The 19,639-nt window shown below is 59.8% G+C and carries 18 protein-coding genes; 13 read left to right on the forward strand and 5 right to left on the reverse strand.

Annotated features, from left to right (window positions below):
• The first annotated feature begins 79 nt into the window (after positions 1-79).
• From ACR0JF_RS11095 to uvrC, 4 genes are all read left to right on the forward strand, one after another.
• On the forward strand, positions 80-877 hold the full coding sequence (locus ACR0JF_RS11095; protein WP_170661273.1) for a S49 family peptidase: 798 nt from the start codon (positions 80-82) through the stop codon (positions 875-877).
• A gap of 168 nt (positions 878-1,045) precedes the next feature.
• Positions 1,046-2,017 carry a calcium/sodium antiporter gene (locus ACR0JF_RS11100; RefSeq protein ID WP_170661272.1) on the forward strand — a complete coding sequence of 324 codons (972 nt, stop codon included), beginning with the start codon at positions 1,046-1,048 and terminating at the stop codon, positions 2,015-2,017.
• Between the two features lie 20 nt (positions 2,018-2,037).
• Positions 2,038-2,817 carry an SDR family oxidoreductase gene (locus ACR0JF_RS11105; protein ID WP_170661271.1) on the forward strand — a complete coding sequence of 260 codons (780 nt, stop codon included), beginning with the start codon at positions 2,038-2,040 and terminating at the stop codon, positions 2,815-2,817.
• Between the two features lie 290 nt (positions 2,818-3,107).
• Positions 3,108-4,982 carry an excinuclease ABC subunit UvrC gene (gene uvrC, locus ACR0JF_RS11110; protein ID WP_170661270.1) on the forward strand — a complete coding sequence of 625 codons (1,875 nt, stop codon included), beginning with the start codon at positions 3,108-3,110 and terminating at the stop codon, positions 4,980-4,982.
• A 10-nt stretch (positions 4,983-4,992) separates the two neighbouring features.
• Here the strand turns inward: uvrC and ACR0JF_RS11115 are convergent, their stop codons facing one another.
• A complete protein-coding gene (locus ACR0JF_RS11115) occupies positions 4,993-5,877 on the reverse strand; it encodes a DMT family transporter (RefSeq protein ID WP_170661269.1) in 885 nt (294 codons plus the stop codon).
• A 183-nt stretch (positions 5,878-6,060) separates the two neighbouring features.
• On the opposite strand from ACR0JF_RS11115, the gene pgsA reads away from it, so the two are divergent.
• From pgsA to ACR0JF_RS11130, 3 genes are read left to right on the forward strand one after another with little or no spacing between them, the layout of a single operon-like run.
• Complete coding sequence (gene pgsA / locus ACR0JF_RS11120; protein WP_170379168.1) at positions 6,061-6,729, forward strand: CDP-diacylglycerol--glycerol-3-phosphate 3-phosphatidyltransferase; 669 nt, start codon at positions 6,061-6,063, stop codon at positions 6,727-6,729.
• A gap of 3 nt (positions 6,730-6,732) precedes the next feature.
• Entirely contained in the window at positions 6,733-6,978 is a 246-nt protein-coding gene (gene moaD / locus ACR0JF_RS11125) for a molybdopterin converting factor subunit 1 (RefSeq protein ID WP_170379166.1), read from the forward strand.
• Between the two features lies 1 nt (position 6,979).
• Complete coding sequence (locus tag ACR0JF_RS11130) at positions 6,980-7,423, forward strand: molybdenum cofactor biosynthesis protein MoaE (RefSeq protein ID WP_170661268.1); 444 nt, start codon at positions 6,980-6,982, stop codon at positions 7,421-7,423.
• A 48-nt stretch (positions 7,424-7,471) separates the two neighbouring features.
• Here ACR0JF_RS11130 and ACR0JF_RS11135 read toward each other — a convergent pair whose 3' ends face one another.
• The 4 genes from ACR0JF_RS11135 to ubiA form a co-directional block, all read right to left on the reverse strand.
• Positions 7,472-8,002, reverse strand: coding sequence for a hypothetical protein (locus ACR0JF_RS11135; RefSeq protein WP_170462571.1), 531 nt, complete (start codon positions 8,000-8,002; stop codon positions 7,472-7,474).
• A 313-nt stretch (positions 8,003-8,315) separates the two neighbouring features.
• Entirely contained in the window at positions 8,316-8,636 is a 321-nt protein-coding gene (locus tag ACR0JF_RS11140) for a prefoldin domain-containing protein (RefSeq protein WP_170661267.1), read from the reverse strand.
• 1 nt (position 8,637) lies between these two features.
• Positions 8,638-10,572: an OmpA family protein gene (locus tag ACR0JF_RS11145; protein ID WP_170661266.1), complete on the reverse strand. Its 1,935-nt coding sequence runs from the start codon at positions 10,570-10,572 to the stop codon at positions 8,638-8,640.
• Positions 10,573-10,636: 64 nt separating this feature from the next.
• Entirely contained in the window at positions 10,637-11,599 is a 963-nt protein-coding gene (gene ubiA / locus ACR0JF_RS11150) for a 4-hydroxybenzoate octaprenyltransferase (protein WP_170661265.1), read from the reverse strand.
• A gap of 12 nt (positions 11,600-11,611) precedes the next feature.
• Here ubiA and ACR0JF_RS11155 point away from each other — a divergent pair, with 12 nt between their 5' ends.
• From ACR0JF_RS11155 to ACR0JF_RS11180, 6 genes are all read left to right on the forward strand, one after another.
• Positions 11,612-12,337, forward strand: a complete 726-nt coding sequence (locus ACR0JF_RS11155; protein WP_170661264.1) for a 16S rRNA (uracil(1498)-N(3))-methyltransferase — start codon at positions 11,612-11,614, stop codon at positions 12,335-12,337.
• 461 nt (positions 12,338-12,798) lie between these two features.
• The gene (locus ACR0JF_RS11160) at positions 12,799-14,232 is read left to right on the forward strand and encodes a TolC family protein (RefSeq protein ID WP_170661263.1); all 1,434 of its coding nucleotides are present in this window, start codon (positions 12,799-12,801) and stop codon (positions 14,230-14,232) included.
• A complete protein-coding gene (locus tag ACR0JF_RS11165) occupies positions 14,123-16,243 on the forward strand; it encodes a type I secretion system permease/ATPase (protein ID WP_170661262.1) in 2,121 nt (706 codons plus the stop codon). Before ACR0JF_RS11160 ends, ACR0JF_RS11165 begins: the two co-directional genes overlap by 110 nt.
• 2 nt (positions 16,244-16,245) lie before the next feature.
• Complete coding sequence (locus tag ACR0JF_RS11170; RefSeq protein WP_170661261.1) at positions 16,246-17,547, forward strand: HlyD family type I secretion periplasmic adaptor subunit; 1,302 nt, start codon at positions 16,246-16,248, stop codon at positions 17,545-17,547.
• 103 nt (positions 17,548-17,650) lie between these two features.
• Positions 17,651-18,178, forward strand: a complete 528-nt coding sequence (locus ACR0JF_RS11175) for a hypothetical protein (RefSeq protein ID WP_170661260.1) — start codon at positions 17,651-17,653, stop codon at positions 18,176-18,178.
• Positions 18,179-18,243: 65 nt separating this feature from the next.
• Entirely contained in the window at positions 18,244-19,614 is a 1,371-nt protein-coding gene (locus ACR0JF_RS11180; RefSeq protein ID WP_170661259.1) for a glutamate--cysteine ligase, read from the forward strand.
• Positions 19,615-19,639: the final 25 nt, after the last annotated feature.

The raw sequence follows: 19,639 nt of genomic DNA on the forward strand, positions 1-19,639 counted from the left end.
TGAGGAAATTGTCTAACGCCGCGTTTTGCGTTCCGCGAGTCCCTTGTTTAGCCGATGGGGGCACTCTACATCGGCACCCATGAAACTCAGCCTGCCTTTTGTCAATAAACCGCCCGTTGTGGCCATCGTTCGCCTGTCCGGTGCCATCGGTATGGCCGGGCGTGGCGCGTTGAATGATACCTCTCTGGCGCCTGTGCTGGAAAAGGCCTTTCGCAAAGGCAAGCCTGCGGCCGTCGCGCTCGAGGTCAACTCGCCCGGCGGGTCGCCTGTGCAAAGCTCTCTGATTGGCGCGCGTATTCGGCGGCTGTCGGACGAGCTTGAGATACCGGTGGTGGCCTTTGTCGAAGACGTTGCGGCCTCGGGTGGGTATTGGCTGGCGGCGGCAGCGGATGAGATCTGGGCCGATGACAGCTCGGTCCTTGGATCGATCGGGGTGATCTCGGCCGGATTTGGCGCACATGAATTTCTGGTGAAGCAAGGTTTTGAGCGGCGCGTTCATACGGCCGGGAAATCTAAATCCATGCTCGACCCGTTCCGCCCGGAAAAGGAAGAGGATGTCGCGCGGCTGGAACGCTTGTTGGAAGACATCCACGAGAATTTCATCACGCATGTCAAAACCCGTCGTGGCGACAAGCTGGACGCAGATGCTGATCTGTTCACAGGCGAAATCTGGCTGGCGCGACGCGCGCAGGAGCTGGGCTTGATCGAAGGCATTGCCCATCTTAAACCCAAGATGCAGGAGCGTTTCGGCGACAAGGTGAAGTTCCGCCGTTACGGCGTGCGTAAACCACTTTGGTCACGTTTCGGGGCCGCACTGGCGCAGGACGCCGTAGCGGGGCTAGAGGAGCGGGCGGCCTTCGCGCGTTTCGGTCTGTAACGTGATCATCAAGATCGTCACTCTGTTTCTGGTCGCCATGGGTGTTTTGGCGATGTTCGGCAAGCTGCGCTTTCCGGGGCAAAATCGGTTGAGTTCTGCCAAATGTCCGCGTTGCGGTCGGTTCAGGATCGGCAAAGGCCCCTGCGCCTGTGAAAAAGGAGGCCGGACATGACGGCATGGCTGCTCTCCGGCCTCGGATTGGTGATCTTGCTGCTGGCAGGTGATGCGCTGGTGCGCGGTGCGGTCAACCTAAGCCTGCGGCTGGGCGTGCCCGCCCTGATCGTCAGCCTGACGATCGTTGCCTTTGGGACGTCTGCACCCGAGCTTTTGATTGCGATCAGCGCGGTGAAGGAAAACGCACCGGGCATCGCATTGGGTAACGTCGTCGGCTCCAACACCGCGAATATCCTTTTGGTTCTGGGCCTGCCTGCCTTGTTGGCAACGCTGCACACCAGCGAATGCGATAGCCGCAAGAACTACGTCTTCATGCTGTTGGCGAGCGTTCTGTTCATCGGCCTGGCCTTCTGCGGCGTGTTCAATCTGATCAGCGGTGCCATTCTGCTGGCCGCCCTTGGGCTGGTGTTGTGGAACGCGTTTCGCGAAGCCAAGGCGCATCGCAAGGCCTGCGCTAATGCAGCCGGGGCATGCGCCGATGACGAAGAGCTGGACGGTCTGGAAGAGGCCGATCCGAACATGCCCTATTGGAAGATATCGATCTACGTGTTCCTTGGCCTGATCGGGTTGCCCATGGGCGCGCATCTATTGGTCGAAAACGCCACCGAAATCGCCCTGATGTACGGGATCACCGAAACGGTGATCGGTTTAACACTTGTGGCTGTCGGAACTTCTCTGCCTGAACTGGCAACGACCGTTATGGCGGCGCTTCGGCGTCAGGCCGATGTGGCGCTTGGCAACGTGATCGGCTCGAACATGTTCAACCTGCTGGCCATCGTCGGCATTGCCACGTGGTTCGGAGACATCCCGGTCGACCCGGAATTCCTTGAGTTCGACCTGTGGGTCATGCTGGGCGCCTCGCTGCTGCTGATCCCGTTTGTGTTCTTCAAACAGGATATTTCGCGGATCTGGGGTCTGGTGTTGACTTTCCTTTATGCGCTTTATGTCACCACATTGCTGATGTGATCTGACGGAAAGAGGTATCCATGTCCCGAGCGCTAGTAACCGGAGCCGGCATTCGCTTGGGCCGAGCCATGGCTCTTTATCTGGCAGGGCGCGGGTATGATGTCGCCGTCCACTATGCGACTTCGGAACAGCCTGCGGCTGAGACGGTTGCAGAAGTCCAGGCGCTGGGCCGCAAAGCTGTGGCGCTACAGGCCGACCTGCTGGATGAGGAACAGGTGACCGCCCTGCTGCCTCGCGCGGCTGAGGCTCTGGGTGGGCCGATCACATGTCTGGTCAATAACGCGTCGGTATTTGAGTATGACAATATCCACACGGCCACGCGCAAAAGCTGGGACCGGCATATCGACAGCAACCTGCGCGCACCATTTGTTCTGACTCAGGCCATGGCCGAACAGGGCTTGCAACCTGAGACGGATGCACAGGGAGAGCCGCAGGCCTCTGGCCTGATTGTCAACATGGTCGATATGCGGGTGCGGAAACTGACGCCTGAATTCATGAGCTACACCATCGCCAAGATGGGCCTGTGGGCGCTGACGCGCACAGCTGCCCAAGCGCTGACACCCGCGATCCGTGTCAATGCCATCGGTCCCGGACCGACCATGCAGGGACATCGTCAGAGCGAACAGCACTTCAAAACGCAGCGCGCCAACACAGTGCTGGAGCGGGGCTCGAACCCGTCAGATATCACCGCAGCACTGGGCTATTTTCTGGACGCGCATGCTGTCACTGGGCAGCTTTTGTGCGTGGATGGTGGGCAGCATTTGGGATGGCAAACGCCGGATGTGCTGGGCGTAGAATAAGTAAATCCGCTGCAAGTTTTGCACCGCTCTCTTTTGCGTTACTTAGCCGTTACAAAAACGTCTTATTTTTCATACACTTGCTAAGCGTGTATAAAAATAACAATAAAAAACAATCACTTAAGTATATGCCTGTTTTTTGTGCAAATTGACGAACAAGCAAGGAAACAAGGAAGATTCTACGCTCACGGAAACTTATCTTCATACTTATCCACAGAAACCGTGGATTTGTTTTCTCTTGAACTGAAGCGCCCAAGATTGCAGCCATAGACAGAGAATCATATCTCAGGCCCATGACAACCCAGGACGAATCGACATCCGAGCTTCAGCCCACCGGCTATGCCTGCATTCAGCGCTATGTGAAAACGCTGGACAGCTCGCCCGGTGTGTATCGGATGTTGGATGCGGACAGTCGGGTTCTATACGTTGGCAAGGCGCGAAACCTGAAGGCGCGGGTGTCGAACTATACGCGGCCTGGGCATTCCGGGCGGATCGAGAAGATGATCGCCTCGACCGCCTCTATGATGTTTCTGACCACGCGGACCGAGACCGAGGCGCTGCTGCTTGAGCAGAACCTGATCAAGCAGCTTAAGCCCAAGTACAACGTGCTGCTTCGCGACGATAAGAGTTTTCCGAACATTCTGGTCGCCAAGGATCATGCTTATCCTCAGATCAAAAAGCATCGAGGCGCGAAGAAAGAGAAAGGCGCGTATTTCGGCCCTTTCGCCAGCGCAGGTGCAGTGAACCGGACGCTGAACCAGCTGCAAAAGGCATTCCTTCTGCGCAATTGCTCGGATTCCATGTTCGACAGCCGCACGCGCCCCTGTCTTCTCTATCAGATCAAGCGGTGTTCGGGACCATGTGTCGGTTTGATTTCCGAGGGTGACTACCGCGAAAGCGTCAAGGATGCCGAACGCTTCCTCTCGGGCCGGTCCACCAAGGTGCAGGAGGAGTTGGCCGAACAGATGATGGCCGCCTCGGAGGCGATGGAGTTCGAACGTGCCGCCGGCCTGCGGGATCGTATTCGTGCGCTGACGCAGGTGCAGACCAGTCAGGGCATTAACCCGCGCGGCGTGACTGAGGCGGATGTGATTGGCCTCTATATGGATAGCGGGCAGGCCTGTGTGCAGGTGTTCTTCGTCCGCGCGAACCAGAACTGGGGGAACAAGGATTTCTACCCTCGTGTCGGTGCGGATGTGTCCCCGGCTGAGGTGATGGAGGCGTTCCTCGGCCAGTTCTACGATAACAAGGAACCACCACGTCAGCTGATCCTGTCGGACGGGATCGAAAACGCTGACCTGATGGAACAAGCGCTGGCCGAGAAAGCCGGGCGCAAGGTGGAAATCCTCGTGCCCCAGCGCGGTGAGAAACAGGAACTGGTCGCGGGCGCCCTGCGCAACGCGCGTGAATCTCTAGCCCGCCGCATGTCGGAAAGCGCGACGCAGGCCAAGCTGCTGCGCGGTTTGGCTGAGGCATTTGATCTGGATAACCCTCCAGGTCGGATTGAGGTCTACGACAACTCGCATATTCAGGGCACCAATGCAGTGGGTGGGATGATCGTCGCCGGACCCGAGGGCTTCATGAAAAACGCCTATCGCAAGTTCAACATTCGTGGCGATGATCTGACGCCCGGCGATGACTTCGGGATGATGAAAGAGGTTCTAACCCGTCGTTTCACCCGTCTGCAAAAGGAAGACCCGGATCGTGAAAAGGGCATGTGGCCAGATCTCCTGCTGATCGACGGCGGGGCCGGGCAGGTGAGTGCCGTGCATGAGATCATGGTCGAGCATGGCGTCGAAGACATTCCGATGGTCGGCGTGGCAAAGGGCGTCGACCGGGATCACGGCAAAGAGGAATTCCACCGGATCGGTCAGCGTGCTTTTGCCCTGAAGCGCAACGACCCCGTGCTGTATTTCATCCAGCGCTTGAGGGATGAGGCGCACCGGTTCGCCATCGGTACCCATCGTGCGAAACGGGCCAAGGCCGTGGGCGCGACACCACTGGACGAAATTCCTGGCGTGGGCGCAGCCCGCAAACGTGCGCTGCTCACTCATTTCGGCAGTGCCAAGGCGGTGAGCCGGGCCAATCTGGCGGATCTGAAAGCGGTCGAGGGGATCTCGGCCGGGTTGGCGCAGAAGGTCTATGATTTCTTCCACGACAAAGGCTAGGGTCAGGACCCTAGCCCTTTCGGCCGCGCCACAGGATATACAGCCCGGAGGCCACGATCAGCGCGCTGCCGATCCACATGGTCTGATCCAACGTTTCGCCAAACATCACCACGCCCAGCCCAACGCCAAACAGCAGGCGGGAATAGCGGAACGGCGTCACGGCTGAGACCTCACCCGTTCGCATGGCTTTCATGAGCGAGGCATAGGCGGCAGTGCCCATCAGGATCGCTCCGCCCACGTGCAGGCTAGTGTTCAGGTCCAGCGCAGCCATCGGCACCCTTTCCCAGAACTGATAGGCCAGACCGGCGACGATGATGCAGAGGAAGCCGTAGAAGCCCAAGACCTCGGTCCCCAGTGTCGCGGGCGCGGCGCGGCTGGCCAGATCACGCCCGGCGAAGCCCAGCATGCCCAGAACGGCAAGGATCGACAGGGCCGAGAAGCTGTCTCCGGTCGGTTGAATGATGACCACGACGCCAATCAGACCAACCAGAATCGCGCTCCACCGTCGCCAGCCGACAGTTTCGCCGAAGAACAGCGCTGCACCTGCCACCACGACCAGAGGCGTCGCCTGCAGGATCACGGTTGCCGCTGACAAAGGCGTCAGCGTGATCGCCAGCACGTAGAAAATCCGCCCCAGGATCTCGAAGAGAACGCGCACCTTCATGGGCCGTGACAGCACATCCCGATGCAACAAGCTGGCGCCACGCAGCAGGGCGACGGCGGCAAAGATGATCGCGCCACCGGCACCGAACAGGATCAGGATCTGCCAGATCGGCAAATGCGCCGAGGCGCCTTTCAACAGTGCATCCTCGAGCGCGAACAGTGCCATGCCTGCGATCATCCATGCGCTTCCGATCAGGTTTGATCGGGGGTCGGTTCGAATATGTGCGGTCATGTTCTTCCGTCGCTGCTGAGCCGTGCGCCAATCTGACTGCAAAGCTGCCCCGGGCCAAGCCGTAACTGGCCGAGAGTTCCTGATTGCGACCCTTTGACTTTTTTCCCCACAACCCTCTGTGAACGGGTCAGTTTTTCATTTGTCTGTCTTTTCTGTCCTTGGGTGGCGATGTAGTGTCGGTTCATGAAGTGGAACTTACCCAATATTCTGACCTTGCTCCGCCTGCTGGCAGCGCCCGGTCTGGCCGTGATGTTTTTGTATTTCACCCGTCCTTATGCCGACTGGTTCGCCCTGATCCTGTTCATGTCCGCCGCGATCACTGACTGGTTCGATGGTTACTTGGCGCGGGCATGGAAGCAAGAAACCAAGATGGGCGCGATGCTGGATCCGATTGCCGACAAGGCCATGGTCGTGATCGCGCTGATGATCCTCGTCGGCTATTCGACCGAGCATTGGACCCCGTGGCTGGTGCTGCCCGCCACCGTGATCCTGTTTCGCGAAGTGTTCGTCTCGGGTCTGCGTGAATATCTGGGTGACGTGGCCGGGACACTCAAGGTGACCAAACTGGCCAAGTGGAAGACCACGGCCCAGATGTTTGCCATCGCCATTCTGTTCTCGCAGGGGATTTTTGAGCACAACTTCGTCATGGCCACCTTCGGCATGGATCCCACGATCATAGATCAGGTCTTGACCGGAGAGGCTGAGGACATCAACAACATCCGCTGGCACCTTGAGGGGATGTTCTGGTCAGGGCGTATTGGTCTATGGTTGCTGTGGATTGCCGCCACGCTGACATTGATCAGCGGCTATGATTACCTACGTAAAGCCATGCCGCATCTGAAGGAGAGCTAACCGATGGACGTGCTGTATTTCGCCTGGGTTCGCGAACGCATCGGCCTGCCGAAAGAAAAGGTCGAAACACAAGCTGCGACCGTTTCCGATCTGGTAGCCGAACTCAGCGCGCGCGAGGATCGCTATGCAGCGGCCTTTGCCGATCTCTCTGCGCTTCGAGTGGCTTTGGATCAGGAGCTGTCGGATTTTGATGCCCCTCTGGCCGGTGTGCGTGAGGTTGCGTTCTTCCCGCCAATGACGGGCGGCTGAGATGCGGATCGCGGTTCAGGAAGAGGCGTTTGATCTGGGGGCCGAAGCCAACGCCTTTGCAGCGGGCGACGACGCCAATGGGGCTATCGTGACATTTACGGGTGTCGTGCGCGATCTGGCCTCGGGCAATCTGGATGTGATGGAGATCGAGCATTATCCCGGCATGACCGAACGCGCTCTGACAAAGATCGCTCAGGAGGCCAAGGAACGTTGGTCGTTGGGCGATGTTCTGGTGATCCACCGCCACGGGCGGCTGGCTCCGGGCGACCGGATCATGATGGTCGCGACAGCCGCACCGCATCGCAAGGATGCGTTCGAGGCAGCAGAATATCTGATGGACTACCTGAAATCCCGCGCACCGTTCTGGAAGAAAGAGATCACCAATTCAGGTGCCGAATGGGTGGCCGCCAAGGACGAAGACGAAGACGCGCTGACGCGATGGTAGAGGTCGGCGCCGGCACCCGTTTCCAAGTGCCGGGCCAAACGGGATAGCCTAGCTATTCTGTTCCGTATTGCAGGTCCGCGCCGCCTCGATCGCTTTCAAGGTGCCATCAAGACTTACGGTAAACCCGCTCTCTTTTTCCGGGAAGACTGTCATGTCGTACTTTTTCATGACGTCCTCAACGAATTGCGGGTTGTTGGCCAGAATATAGCCTCCTGTATACCCTTCCGCGAGGTGCTTGGTCTTCTTGTAGGCTTTGGCTTCGTAGACATTACCATCCAGCGACAGGATGATGTCTTCCTTTTTGCCTTTCAGGCCAATGTCATTCTGAGTGAAGACACCAAGGTATCCCATTTCCTGATCCTTGGTCAGGCCCATTTGCACGACGTTGTTATTTTCGTCGACACGCTCAATCAGGCAAGAGCCGCGGGTATCATCGACATAGATAGTCCAACCGGATTCCTCGCCCCATTTCGAAAACGTGTCATTCTCGGACGGGATCACATCGCTTGAGGCGAAGGCGGCAGTTGCGCCAAATGCGGCAAGGGTAGCGGCGGTTTTCAAAGTAACTTGGAAATTCATGATAGACTCCAGTTTTACAGAAAAAGGACAATTCTGTGTGCAGGCAAAAACACACTCATTCATTATGTTGAATTTGTTGAAAAACTAAAGAAACCGGAGTCAGATCGGCTAAAACCCGCCGACCCAAGCCGCGCAGGCGCATTGGGTTTAGCCCGGGATGCGAAGACTCTGCCGCGCTTTCAGCAGTCTTGGGAAGTTCGTGTTGCCGGATGACTCAGGAAAAATCCGAAACGCCATCACTAACTCCCACGGCGGCGAAAGCTTCCGTTTGGTCGTCTGAACGGAGCGCGAGAAAAAGACTCAGGGGGTCGTATTAGTCCACGTTGTTGATGCGTCCGCGCATTTCTTCAGCCTCTTGCCGGGCGGCGCGGAGGCCGTCCATGGCAGCGGCCAGTTCTGCCTCGGTTTGGGTCAGTTGGTTGGTCAGCTCGGCCTCGCGCTGTTGCAGATAGGTGATGGCCTGATCGCGGGTTTCCTCGGCCTCGTGCAGTTCCTGGCTCATACGGTCCAGATCGGCCACGTCGCTTTGGCGCACGCGGGACAGGCGATGGGCCAGCCAGTTGGCAAACCATCCCATGCAGAAAGCCGCGAACAGGATGACGGCGGTGGCGATGATGAATTCTACTCTGTTCAACTTACTGGTCCTCTGCTTCCGCATCCGGCGCGGTCGTCTCAGTTTGGTCTTCTGATGCGGACGTCTCGGTCTGGTCTTCCGCCTCGGTCTCAAGCGCCTCAAGGCCGGTTTCCGCGGCCTCAGTGGGTTCCGGCCGGATCAGGCGGAACTCAATGCGGCGGTTTTCTTCGCGGCCCTCTTCGGTGTCATTGTCGGCGATTGGCTGTGTTTCGCCATAGCCGACGGCTGTATAGCTTGAAGTCGGAATGCGCCGTCCTCGCAGCTCGTTCAGGATTGACTGCGCCCGCGCCTGGCTGAGCTGCTGGTTCATCTCTTCGCGGCCCTGACTGTCGGTATGGCCCTGAATCTCCATCCGGATCGGGCCGCAATCACGTAAGATATCGGCGATCTGATTGACCGTATCGCGCGACTCCGCAGCAATCGTGGCCAAGCCCGGCTCGAACGCGATTTTGCTGGTGGCCTGAATTTCTGCGATACCTTCTTCACAAAGTTCAGGATCGGGCAGGGCGTCTTCGGGTTCGGGCGGGGCGACATAGGTGATCGACAGGGTGAAGTTCTGCGCATCGCCCAGCTTGTCCGAAAGCAGACCGGCGATCCGGGCCTTGGCTTCTTCATCATGGCTGATGCCGTTCAGGTCGACCAACTCGGGCGTTACAGTCAATGCACCGTTATGCAGTTGGGACAGGGCCTCAAGCCCGGCCAGAACACGTACGGGCCAGTCCATCGGCAAATCCGAGGTGATACGGGTCGCGGTATAGACATTGTCGGACCCAAACGCCGCACGGGCGTAGCTGTCGACCATGTCGCGCAGAACGTCGTCACCGACGCGGCCGCGCAATTGAATCAGACCCTCGGGACTGCGGGTGGCAGAGAACTCCACGGGTCCGGTTTCATCCGCGACCTCGGGCTCGGGCAGCACGGCATGAAGGGCGAACACCGCGGGCAGTGCGTTTTCCAGCTCACCCACGACGCGGTCGAACAGCTCCGAGTTCGTGCCTTGAGCCGCGACCAGAGTGATATCCGCATCCGACATCGTCACCGATCCTTGCCCGATTTCAGCAAGCGCGTTGATGCTCTTTTCTGCGGCTTCTGCCCAGCGGGGGGAGGGTACACCCAGACCAATGGTACAGAACGAGGGTCCGGCAAGACCGGCTTCCTCTGCCGCTGCGATGATCTGATCGCGGGCGTCTTCATCTTGGGCGGAGCAGGCGTCAAACTGCCCTCCGGCCTCGTCAATCAGGTAGCGCAGAGTGAAGGGCGTGATCACTGGGCGCGGGGCTGATATGGACAGACCGATCCGAACACTTGGCGGCGCGGCGCGGGTCAGGTCCTGCTCCAACCGCTCTTTTTCCTGCTGGCTGTTGGCAATCGCAGTGATCCGGACAAGGCCGGGACTGGCCGATATCTTGGCGCGCGGCAGATCGGACAGGGCCAGCACGGCATAGGCCAGCGCATCATCCCAGCCATCGGGTTTCGGGTAGTCGGCGGTTTCGACCAGATCTGAGACGGAATGGTCGCTGTCCAGCGCCTGTAACCCGTCCATAAGGGACTCGCGGTCCTCGCTGGCCGGGATCAGGCCGATTACCGAGACACCGCTGTCATTGCGCAGGATTTCTACGGAAAACCTGGGGGCGGCCAGTGCTGATGTGGCGGCTACGTCCATCTCATCAATGACGCGAGAAGTGTCGACCTCGGTCCCAGCAGCGGTCAGGGCATTGAAGCGGATCGCCTCATCCGGCGCGGTGCCCGTGAGTATGACGCGCAGGCCGTCGGATTCGACCTCGGCCCAGTTGTGACCTTTCAGGTCCAGTGCACGTCGGACGGCGAATTCCGAGGCGTCTTCGACCTTTTTCACGGCAAAGCCCGCAGCCAAAAGGGACAGACCTGCAGAGACAAGGAAGATCAGACAAACAGCTACAAAATAGGGCAGACGCATATGCGGGCTTCAGACTCCTCGGGCGTTTGGGCGGGGTTGTACAGACCCCGGCGCGCAGGTGCAATCAGAGCAGCAGCGCGACGCAGAGGAAGATCAGCGGAATTAGGCCGGTATCCCGGTTCGACCGGAACAGCATCAGAAGTTTGGCATTGTCCTCGATGTTCAGATTGCGCAGCTGCCACAACATGTGCCAGCCCATGGCCCATGGCCCGCCCAATGCAATCGTGACAATCCAGAACGGCGACTCCGGCACACCTGCGTCGATGATCGCCAGCCCCATCAGCGAGACTGTGGCGATCAGAAAATACTTGAGCCATCTGGCCGTATCCGCCCCAAACAACCGCGCGGTGGATTTGACGCCGATCAGCGCGTCGTCCTCGGTATCCTGATGCGCATAAATCGTGTCGTAGAACAGCGTCCACGCGATACCCGCCAGATACAGCATCACCGCAGGCCAGCCCAGCGATCCGGTATGGGCAACCCAGGCCAGCAGCGCCCCCCAGTTGAAGGCCAGTCCCAGAAACACCTGCGGCCACCATGTGAAGCGTTTGGCAAAGGGATAGAGGGCAACTGGCAACAGTGACAGAACGCCCATGAGGATAGCTCCAGTATTGAAACTAAGCAGAATCCCCAGCGATATAAGCGCCTGCAGACCCATCCAGATCACGGCTTGCCGCACACTAACCTGACCCGAGGGGATCGGGCGGGATTTTGTGCGTTCGACCTGCGCGTCGAAATGGCGGTCGGTGATGTCGTTCCACGTGCATCCCGCGCCGCGCATCAAAAAGGCGCCAATAGCACAGCCGATCGCGATCCATGCATCCTCCAACCGTGGCGTGCCATCGCTGAGGATCGCCAGCGCCAGCCCCCACCAGCAGGGGATCAGCAACAGCCACGTTCCGATGGGCCGGTCCGCCCTGCTCAACCGCAGGTAGGGGCGGGTGAAGGTGGGCGCGCGAGTGTCCACCCAATTGCCGGAGACAGCATCAGCGACCTGACCGTCTGGTGTTGGAGCATTGCCTTGCATATGTAGGGTCTCATGAGTGCGAAGATCAGACTGTATGTAGAGCAGCCCTTGGGTCAGGGGCAATCGGTTCCTTTGACGCGTGAGCAGGCGCATTACCTGTTCGGCGTGATGCGGCAATCCGTCGGCGCGCAGATTGCGCTGTTCAATGGCCGGGATGGCGAATGGCTGGCCGAAGTCTCTGAGGCGGGCAAGCGCGGCGGCGTTCTGTCCTGCCTGCAGCAGACCAAGCCTTTGCAATTGCCGCCGGATTTGTGGTTCCTGTTTGCACCAATCAAAAAGGCGCGCACGGATTTCATTGTCGAGAAGGCCGCAGAAATGGGGGCCGCGCGCATTCTACCTGTGCAGACAGAGTACACAAACTCCGAGCGTATCCGGCAAGACCGGCTTCAGGCGCATGCGGTTGAGGCCGCCGAACAATGCGGCGGTACCTTTGTGCCCGAGGTCGCGGATCTGCAAAAACTTGACCGCGTGCTGGAGAATTGGCCTCAGGATCGGCGGTTGATGTTCTGCAATGAGGCCGAGGTCGGTTCAGCCCTACGATTGGCCGCGCAGGAAAAAGGCCAGCCCTGGGCCATTCTAATTGGCCCCGAAGGAGGGTTTTCGGACCAAGAACGCGCCCGTTTGACCGCACTGCCCTTCGCACATGTGGTTAGCCTCGGCCCGCGAATCCTGCGCGCTGATACAGCGGCGGTGGCTGCATTGACCATGTGGCAGCAGGCCTTAGGGGATTGGTTCTGAAGCGCCCCTGTAAGAAATGACGGATTTCTGTCTTAGCTACACCACTAAAAAATAGGATCTTTCCGTCCGAAAGGCTCGAATTCTTTCCACCAAGCTGCAACCTCTCGCTCAGGACAGTGTTTGTTCGCGCTGGTGGCGCCTGTTCGACAATGGTTTTTGCAAAATATGTGCCTTGGGGTCATTTGGATTGTTGTGGCTGGCCGAAATGACACTGGATTGTCAAAGTATCGTTTTGCTGCAGGGCGACGTACCATTCCTGAGTCTACGTCAGTTGCTGCTGAGGTTTTCAGTTTTTCCTATCGTTGAAGGTCACATCTTTGGCAACTGGAAGGACCCAGCTTGTGTTGGCGAGATAGGTGAACCGGTCAGCCGGGACGCTGAGCTGTCCCAGCGGTTCTTAAGAATCTTTTAACCGATTTGTTGCTATTCAAAGTTGAATTGAAACCAGGAGCATTGGCACCATGAAGACTTGGTTGTCGGTTGTGATGACCTTAATCGTTTTGGCGGGGTGCAGTGAGGATTTGCAGGGCACGCAGTCGTTTGACCCTGCGGCCGAACCCGTCGCGCAGCCCGTGGCGGCGCGAAGCAACCTGAATGGTAGTGTCGCGCGCACGGAATTTGCCGAGCTGGTGCGTAGATCCGTCGCCACCTCTCCGACGACTGCGGCCGGAACTGCCAATGTTCTGGCTTCCCAATCGCGGATCGAGGCCGAAAGGGGCGCGTTCCGGCCCCAGCTGAACGCCGAGACCTCTCTGACGTCGGAAGGGGATACGGTTCCAATTCTACGCCTGAGCCAGATCATTTATGACGGGGGCAAGGTCTCAGGACGTGTTGGGCTACGCCAGATCGAGGCGCGCCAGACCTGGCTGAGCGAGCTGTCCGAGCTGAGCGCCCAAAGCTTTGAGGCGATTGAGGCCATCATCGACCTTGACCGCAACCGGCGTCTTGAAGAGCAGGCCCGGCAGAACCTTGAACGTACCGAGGCACTGGTCAGCGATCTGCAATCCCGGTTCGATGCCGGTGCCGGATCGGTGGCGGATCTGCTGGCCGGTCAGGGCCGCCAGTCCAATGCAGAAACCGAGCTGGCGCAGGCCGAAACAGATGTCGAACTGGCAACCGCCATCTGGATCGAAGTGTTCGGTAGCCGCCCGAGTGCCATTCCAACCATCCCTCCGGCTCCGGTTCTGGCGGGCACAACCTCGCAGGCTATGGTCGAACGCAGCCCGCGTCTACGAACACAGGTCGCCGTCAGTGAGGTGCGCCAGCAAGAGGTTGTCGTGGCCGAGCGTGCGACGCGCCCAACCCTATCCGCGATCCTCGAGACCGACTTCAACGAAGGCAGTATCGACAACGGGGCGCAGGCCCGTTTGGGTGTGAATGTTCCGATCTATCAGGGTGGATCTGCCCGCGCCAATGTGGAAACGGCACGGGCCAATCTGCAGCAAAGTGAGGCCGATGCAGAAGAGCTGCGCCGAGAACTACAGCGCAATCTGTCACAGGCTCTGGAGGAAACGAATTCGATCCAGCGGCGTCTTGCGACGGCCCGCCGCGCCGTTGAAATTAACGAACAGGCGCTTGATGCCGCGCGGGGGCAGTTCAACATCGGGCGTTCGACCATCGTGCAGATTCTGGACGCTCTGCGCGAGCTGAACCTGGCGCAGGTCCGGGTCATCCAGCTTGAGGCCCATGCGCGCCGGGCCGAATATGAGGTGCTTGCGGTGACGGGCGACATTCTGGATGCGCTGGGCGTCGCACAGCCGACCGACCCAACCTTGTGGTATCCCCATGACCCAAACCGCCACAGACCCGCTGATCACACATCTTCAGCTTTTGACAGAGCGGTTGCGCCACGGGCTGTCCGAGGCGGATTTGTTTCGCGTTTTCAAAGGCAGTAGTGAGACATACGCAGTCAAGGACGCGGTCAGCGCGCTTGAGGCCGCAGGATACAAGGCTGATTTCGGCAAGGCACGGCTGACCAAGCTGGACCCGATCCTGTTCCCGGTTCTGGCCTTCGACGCGGATGGGGTGCCGTTTGTGGTCCTCGACCGCGAAGACAAGGACCGTTTTCTGGTCATTGACGCCAGTAGCGGATCGTCGGAGCCTCAGATCTGGCGACGCAAGGACCAACGCATTGCCAAAGCGCGCTGGATCCTGCGCGCGTCACGCGCCCGCCGCTCGGACGAAGATCGCACGACCCCGCAAGGCCATTGGTTCTGGTCGGCGTTCAGCGATCTGCGTGGCGTGTATGTTCAGATCATCCTCGCGGCGATGGTGACCAGTATTCTGGGGCTGGCGACGTCACTGTTCACCATGGTGGTCCATGACCGCATCCTGCCGAATGAGGCCGTGGATAGCCTGTTGGCGCTGGTCGCCGGGGTCGGGTTCGCGCTGCTGTTCGACTTTCTGATCAAGAACCTGCGGTCGCGCTTTATCGACACGGCCGGAAAACGCGCGGATATGAAGATTGCCGAGCGTCTGTTCAACCAACTCATGGCGCTGAAGATGAAAGCGCGGGGCGGGCAGAACGGGCGCATGGCATCGATCCTGCGGGATTTTGAGGTGGTGCGGGATTTCTTCACCTCGGCCTCGTTGGTGGCGCTGGTCGATCTGCCCTTCCTGCCGGTGTTCATCGGGGTGATCTGGGCCATCGGCGGGCCGCTGGCGCTGGTCCCGGCGATTGAGGTGCCGATTACTTTGCTGTCCGGCCTGCTGGCGCAGCCGTTCCTCAGCCGCTATGCGCGCGAATCCAGTGTTGATGGGCAGACCAAACAATCGGTTCTGATGGAAACTCTGACGGGGATGGAGACGCTCAAGACAACCGGGGCGGAACCGGTCATGCGCGTCCGCTGGGACGATACAGTGCGGGCGCAAGCGGACAGTTCTGGCAAGACGCGGTTGGTGTCTCAGGGCACGGTGAACCTGACGCTTCTGGCGCAACAGATCGCGCAGGTCGCCATTGTGTTCTATGGCGTTTTCCTGATTCGGGACGGGGTGATCTCGATGGGCGCGCTGATCGCCGGTGTGATCCAGACGGGCAAGACACTGGCCCCGCTGTCGCAATTGGCGCAGGTGCTGACGCGGCTGAATCAGGCACGGGTCGCCTATGGCCAGATCGATGCGCTGATGCAGCAGGAGGTCGAGCGTGAGGCCGGTCGCCGCTATCTTTCGCGCCGCACGATCGCGGGGCAGATCGAATTCAAAGGCGTCAGCTTTGCCTATGATGAGGCGTTGGGTTCGATCCTCAAGGATATCGACCTGTCCATCAAGCCCAGTGAGAAGGTTGCCATTCTCGGCCCTGTCGGGTCGGGCAAAAGCACTCTGGCGCGCCTTGTTCTGGGCCTCTACGAACCCGATGACGGCGCGGTTCTGCTGGACGGTCTGGATGCCCGCGCCGTGGATCCTGCGGACAAGACGCGCAATATCGGGGCGGTGTTGCAGGATTGCTGGCCGTTCTCGGGAACGCTGCGCGAAAACATCAACGCAGGACGATTTGGGGTGACGGATGATGAGGTTCACAGCAAGGCCGCCATCTCTCTGGCCGACCGTATCGCGGCGGCGCATCAACATGGCTACGACATGCAGGTGCATGAGGGCGGTGCAGGTGTGTCTGGCGGGCAGCGTCAGGCGGTGGCCATCGCGCGCGCACTGATTGGCGATCCACCGACACTTGTGATGGACGAGCCGACCTCGGGCATGGATGTGCAGACGGAATCGCAGGTGATCGAGAACCTGAAAGGCTGGCTGTCGGATGACCGGACGCTGGTGCTGGTGACGCATAGAACCAGCCTGTTGCAATTGGTGGACCGGGTGATTGTCCTGAACGGTGGCAAAGTCACCTATGACGGCAGCAAGGACGATATGTTGGTCCGCAACCGCCCTGCGGCACGCGCCGTGAAGGAGGCGTAGGGATGGCCGGTGCTGATTTCACAGCTACAGCGCGCGAGCTGCGCGGCAGGCGCGGTGCAGCCGGTGGCCTGATACTCTTGTCGGTCGTGACCCTGCTGGCCGTTGTGCTGACCTGGGCCTATTTCACCGAGATCGACGATGTGACGCGGGCCGAGGCGCGCGTGGTGCCCTCGCAGCTTGTGCAGGTGGTTCAGGCAGCGCAAACCGGTACCTTCACCGAGATCAACAACCGCGTCGGCGACACGGTTGAGGCCGGGGATGTCCTTATGCGGTTCGACCCCGCGCTGTTGCGGGCCGAGCTGGACACCGCCGTATCCGAGGCCACCGCCCTGCGCCTGCGCCGCGCCCGGCTTGAGGCGCAGATTGCCGGAGAGCCGTTCGACATGCCTGATCGTGAGGGAGTCGAGGGCAAACTGCTCGACGCGGAACGGGATCTGTTCCTGGCTATGGCAGCACATCTGACCGCCGATCTTGAGGTTCTGGACGCCCGGCGTGAGATCAAGCTGGCCGAGATCGAGGCCGCCCGGATCAGCAAGGATGTGAACAATGAGACCATCGGCCTGCTGGAGGAAGAGATCGGCGTGATCCAGCCTCTGGTCGAGCGTCGGATCGAAAGCCCCATCGCCATGATCGACCTGCGCCGGGAACTCAGCCGCCAGAACGGGCAGTTAAGTGACGCCGGAAACCGCATCCTGATGGCGCAGGCTGCCCTGACCGAGATCGACAGCCAGATTGTCGCCCGCAAGCGTGAATTTCGCTCGATCGCGAACCGGGAGTTGACCGAAACGCAGGCCGGGCTGGCTGCGCTTGAAACCCGCATTCCTGCGCTTCAGGCCCGACTGGCGCGTGCGGAAATCCGGGCCCCGGCGCGAGGTGTGGTCAACCAGGTGTTGATTTCGACGCTGGGCGGAGTGGCGCAGCAAGGCCAGACCGTGGCCGAGATCGTGCCCTTTGGCGACACCGTCACGGTCGAGGCCTATGTGGCCCCCGATGACATTGCCTTAATCCGGCCCGATCAGGATGTGAAGGTCCGTATCACGGCCTATGATGCCTCGCGCTATGGCGCGCTGGATGGGAGGGTGACACGGATCGGCGCGGATACGATTCTGGCACCGGATGGGGAAACCTCGGTCTATGTGGTCGAAATCCAGTTGGACGGCTCTCTGACCGATGCGGATGGGCAGAAACTGGACGTGATCCCCGGCATGGTTGCGCAGGTCGATATGCTGTCTGAGCCGAAGACGGTGCTGGAGTATCTGACCAAACCGGTGATCCGCGTCAAAGATCGCGCCTTCCGGGACTAGTCCGAGATACGAAGAACCCTCTTGAACTATGCTCCGCTCGGGCCGATTTTGAGGGGACTGGGGATCGCCCATCACGTCCAAGCGCTGAAACAGGAACACCGATATGAGTTTCATTCGACCCGAAGCCAAATTGGCCCTCTGGCGCTGGCGCGAGGTTGTCGCTGCCGGTTTTGTTCTGGTTCTGGGCCTCAGCTGGGTCAGTGGACCCGGCGGTCTGCTGGGTGTTCTGGGCTGGGTATTGGTGGCTGTCGCAGTCGCTCTGGCCGTGATCGGCGTGCAGCGTGCCCGGTTCCGCACCGACGCAGGCGGGCAGGGCGTGGTCAGCGTCGACGAGGGGCAGATCACCTATCTCGGCCCGCTGGATGGCGGCATGGTGGCAACGCGCGAGATCGAGCGACTCGCGCTTGATCCGACCTCAAGCCCGGCGCATTGGGTATTGGACCAACCGGGGCAACCGACGCTTCACATTCCTGTGAATGCAGAAGGGGCCGAGGCGCTGTTCGATGTGTTCTCGGCGCTGCCGGGGTTGAAAACGCAACAGATGCTGGCCGAACTCCACGGCGGGTCGCGCCATCCGGTGGTGATCTGGGAAAAAACCTCCTCACGCCCGGCCCACCTTCGGCTGCATTGACACTGGCGCGGTTTGCGCTCAGGACTGACCGATAAGACAGACACATCAGGATCGGAGATCGGTTCATGTCCATCCCTCAGTCCGGCGGCGGTCCGATCGAGCGCCACGAGCAATTGGCCGAATATCTGGAATCGGGCTGCAAGCCCAAGGCCGATTGGCGTATCGGGACCGAGCATGAGAAGTTCGGCTATTGCAAAGACACCCTCAAACCGCTGCCTTTCGAAGGCAAACGGTCCATTGTTGCGGTGCTTGAAGGGCTGCGCGACCGCCATGGCTGGGCCGAGGTGCGCGAAGCGGGCCACCTGATCGGTCTTGAAAAAGATGGCGCAAATGTCAGCCTTGAACCCGGCGGCGCGCTGGAATTGTCAGGCGCTCCGCTCGAGACGATCCACGAGACCTGCGATGAGGTGAACACCCACCTGCGCGAGGTGAAGGATATCGCCGATGAGATCGGCGTGGGCTTCATCGGTCTGGGCGCTGCTCCGATCTGGACCCATGAAGAGATGCCGTTGATGCCCAAGGGGCGCTATCGGCTGATGAACGACTACATGGAAGAAGTCGGCACCATGGGCCGCGCCATGATGCGCCGCACATGCACGGTTCAGGTCAATATCGATTTCGGCTCCGAGGCCGACATGGTGCAGAAACTGCGCGTGGCACTGGCGCTGCAACCGGTGGCGACCGCGCTGTTCGCAAACTCTCCGTTCTTTGAAGGTAAGGTGAACGGCCAGAAAAGCTGGCGCAGCCATATCTGGCGGCATTTGGACGATGCGCGCACCGGCATGCTGCCTTTCGTGTTCGAAGAGGGTTTCGGGTTCGAGCGCTACGTGCAATACGCGCTCGATGTGCCGATGTATTTCGTCTATCGCGACGGCCAGTATATCAACGCGCTGGGCATGTCCTTCCGCGACTTCCTGGAGGGCGAGCTGCCCGCTCTGCCGGGTGAGACACCGACTCTGTCCGATTGGGCTGACCATCTGACCACGGCTTTCCCCGAAGCGCGGATCAAGAAATTCATGGAGATGCGCGGTGCCGATGGTGGTCCGTGGCGTCGTCTGTGCGCGCTGCCGGCCTTCTGGGTCGGCCTGACCTATGACCAAACCGCGTTGGATGCGGCGTGGGATCTGGTCAAAGGCTGGGATGCTGAAACCCGCGAGGAACTGCGTGTTCAGGCGGCGGTCAAAGGCCTGCAGGCCCAGGTCGGAGACATCAACATGCACGATCTGGCGCGTGAGGTCGTGGCGATCTCTGAGGCCGGTCTGAAAGCCCGTGCTTTCCCCGGTGCTGGCGGTCTGGTCCCGGATGAGACACATTTCCTGAACGCGTTGAAGGAAAGCATCGACACCGGCAAGGTGCCTGCCGATGAGTTGCTGGAACACTACAATGGCGACTGGAACGGCGACCTGACCCGGATTTTCCCCGAATACAGCTATTGATCCGCCCGGTCCCGCTTGCATTCGC

This window comes from Ruegeria sp. BG11, assembly GCF_056538565.1.